Annotated in this window: 4 protein-coding genes; all 4 read right to left on the minus strand. The window is 57.7% G+C overall.

The window, feature by feature from the left end:
* Positions 1–38: 38 nt before the first annotated feature.
* Positions 39–2129, minus strand: coding sequence for a recombinase family protein (locus tag C5748_RS27250; RefSeq protein ID WP_105746171.1), 2091 nt, complete (start codon positions 2127–2129; stop codon positions 39–41).
* Positions 2126–2389: a hypothetical protein gene (locus C5748_RS27255; RefSeq protein ID WP_146119645.1), complete on the minus strand. Its 264-nt coding sequence runs from the start codon at positions 2387–2389 to the stop codon at positions 2126–2128. The genes C5748_RS27250 and C5748_RS27255 overlap by 4 nt, the downstream gene beginning before the upstream one ends.
* A 44-nt stretch (positions 2390–2433) precedes the next feature.
* Positions 2434–2898, minus strand: a complete 465-nt coding sequence (locus tag C5748_RS27260) for a helix-turn-helix domain-containing protein (protein ID WP_105746175.1) — start codon at positions 2896–2898, stop codon at positions 2434–2436.
* A 115-nt stretch (positions 2899–3013) separates the two neighbouring features.
* The coding region (locus tag C5748_RS28400) for a DUF5372 family protein (protein ID WP_158259949.1) at positions 3014–3398 on the minus strand (385 nt) is incomplete at its 5' end.

Below are 3398 nucleotides of genomic sequence, written 5' to 3' on the forward strand. Positions count from 1 at the left end.
AACTAACTGGTTTCATACTACAGCCCTTTCGTTGATATCTATGCATTTTGAGCATTGAGCAGACGGATGGCCTCAGCCCGGTGAACAAGTTGGTTCCATCGGCTACATTGTTTGGCTGGCACATTCGATTCTGGCAGCTCATAGAGGCCAATATAGCCGTTGTAAGCATGCCTTTTCACGATGCCGTATTTCGCCCATCTGACGAGCGTGCAATCGGTGATATCAAGTTTTGCGCAGGCCTCCGCTTTTGTCAGCATTCCCCGCTCACGCAGCCGGTCGTAGCGAGGTTGCAGACCATATTGTTTGACGAGATAGATGACGCGCAGGTCGGTGAACTGGGCGTCCGCCTTACCGCGACGCGCTGCGCCGCCGGGGCGGATCCCGCGAACGTTCAGGATGTCCGCGATTTCGGCGCAGATATGATCGTCGAGAAGTTTGTCAACCAGCTCGACCACCTCAGGCCGGGTCTTTACCTGTTGTGCGGAGGATTTTGGGTTCTGTGTCGTCAATGTTTCGGTCCTCCCGCCTCTGAAGCGGATGTGGATCCGGGTCTCTCCTTCGGCCTGGAACTTGAGCAGTGTGACATCCTCGACAAGATAGGCAAGGAGCCGCTTGCGTTCGCGGTTCGGCAGGGTTGGATCGCACCAGACCGTTTTGAAGTTTTCCGTCATGGCAACCAACCGATCGCGGATGGCATCGTTGAGCGCCAGGCGGTCTTCGCGTAAAGCTTTCTCTCTTTCTTCTCGCACATCAGCCAGCATGCGCAGTTTGTCGTTCCACTCGCGTTCGAGAGTATCGGCGACTAGGCGGTTGCCGGGATCAACCAGCATGAATCGCCGCTGCGCAAGATCAGCGTCAATCTGGGCGCGTTCGACGGCACGGAGCCTAAGTTGGTCCACTTCGTCATGGCGAGCTTCGATTTCTTTTCTGATCTCAAGCGTCAATTCCACAGCAGCGGGGGTCATTTCCGCGGCGATCAGTTCACCGACCGCTTCGTCGACAGGCCAGCCGGCAATCGACTGACAGTGGCGTTCACCACGAGAGGCGTAGGCGCGGTGACAGACATACCAGGTATCCACCTGACCGCGTCGGGCAGCGTAACGGGCGCTCATATGACTGCCGCAACGCCCGCATATGACGCGCCCTTGTAATAAAGCCGCGCCTTCGCGCGGTGGTGAGGCGCGCGCGGTTTGGTAACCTTGGCCATTGGCCTCGAGTACCTTGAGATTGTGCTGGAACTGCTCCCAGCTGATATAGCCGGGATGGGCGTCCGGAATGCACGCAAGCCAGTCTTTGGGATCACGTTTGCGAAGCTGTTTCTTCCCATCAGCCGTCCGTCGGTAATGACGCTGGCCATAGGCATAGACACCCGCGTAACGAGGATTGTGCAGCATGCGCATGGCGGTCGATGTGGTCAGCGGTTGGAATACCACCTGCTTGCCGTTGCGCAGACGGGACGGAAAGAGCAGACCTTCCCTGCTGAACGTCTTGACGGTCTGCGTGGCCGATCCGACACGAGAGAACGTCTCGAAGAAGTGGGTGATCATCTCCCGGATCTGGGCGTCAGGATCGAGGGCCACATCGCCAACGTCATCATAGATGAAGCCGGTCGGCAGAGGACAACGATATTCACCGCGGCGTGCCTTGTTGAGGATGCCGCCGCGTAATCGGGCCTTGATGACATGCAACTCGGCTTCGCTCATCGTGCCCTTGAGTCCGAGCAGCAGGCGATCATTGAAGTTAGCCGGATCGTACACGCCATCTTCATCGAGAATGAGCGTATCGGCCAGGGCGCAGATTTCCAGCAACCGATGCCAGTCTGCATTGTTTCTGGCAAGCCGGGATACTTCCAGGCCCATGACGATCCCAGCGCGTCCCATGCCAACATCGGACACCAGATGCTGGAAGCCTTCGCGCCACGACGCTGACGCGCCGGATTCCCCCTGGTCGCTGTCGATGACGACAACCTGATCGTCACGCCATCCAAGTCCGATCGCTCGACCACGAAGGTTGTACTGGCGTTTGGTGCTTTCGACGTTCTCCATGACCTGCCGCATCGACGACTGTCGGATATAAAGATAGGCGCCGCGTTCGAGGTGATGCGATTGGACCTTGAGCATTTCGTTCATGTTGTCCTCCGTTCAGGGACCGCCATCACCATGGCGGCAAGCAGGCAGATGACTGTGTGTCGTTCGGAAGTTTCGTATGCGATCGGCAGGCCCACTGCCGGCAGCACGCCAGCGGATGGACACAGGCAAGGCGTCTGCAAGGTTGCGCGAACCCAAGCCCGCATGCCGCGATGCAGAAGGATGGTGAGGCCGCTGCGCGCCGCCGGGGGCAGCACGGTGCCGAGCGCGGCGGCGCGCAATAGTTCGTATCGTTCCTCCATGATGCGGGACTGCACCGTGGAATGCAGTTGCGTGCCGGCGCTGGTTACGCTGTTTTTTTTACACCAAGCGCGCGCTCGATCGTTCTGGGGTGGACGTCGAGGCCGAACTTTGCCCGGAGACGGTCCGTCAGTTCGCGCGCCCGAATGGGCCCGTCTGGATCCACCTGCGCCTTGAGGAACGCCAGTACTTCGCCCTGTAGCTTGTGCGGTCCGCGCGGTCCACGCTTCCTCGGCGCCAGTCCGGTCAGCCCCGCACCCTCGAAGTCCGCCTTGGCCTGATAGAATGTCGGACGGGAGACACCATATTCGTCGGATGCCTCCGTCACCGACATTTTGTCGACGGATACGCGCCGTAACATCTCGTATTTCACTTGCACGATGTCGCGCGGATCGAAGAAGCCGTCTTCCTGGAATTTCGGATCGCCTACCTTCTCCGGTGTCGGATTGAGCGTGCCGTCCTCGGCTAGAATACTGGCTTTCGATCGCTTTTGCTTGACGTTGTCCGACACCTGCAATTCCCACCGTTTGCTTAGTATATGTATTATAAAATATACCGCCTATGGTTAAGTCGTCAAGCTGACAAGCCTCGATAATTCGCCTATGACAACCCATAATATATGCCATTTAGCGAAGCCCCCAAGGACTTTGCGGCGTTATTTTTCTTACAGATGCGGCATGATTCTCTTTACATTCGATCTTCCCTGTAACCTTCTTTTGTGACATGAGGTGCTCCACGAGTTCACCAAGATCCAGCAGATCAGCAAGGCTGCACAATGCTCGCCCGCCCCCTGCGACAACCTCAAGGTCAGGTGTTGCCGCATCGGTCCATTGCGGCGGAACGGAGCAAATCCGACCATCAGAAAAGCGTAGCAACCACCGTCTACCCGATCGATTGCCGCGCCTTGCGACGCACACTCCTTGCTGTCCGGAATACGGATGAAACGGGTGCGTCACCGTCGCAAACTGCAACGAGGCAGAGGAACTGCCTGTATTTCCAACTGACCTACAA

Source organism: Phyllobacterium phragmitis (assembly GCF_002980495.1).
Taxonomy (GTDB): Bacteria; Pseudomonadota; Alphaproteobacteria; order Rhizobiales; family Rhizobiaceae; genus Paramesorhizobium; species Paramesorhizobium phragmitis.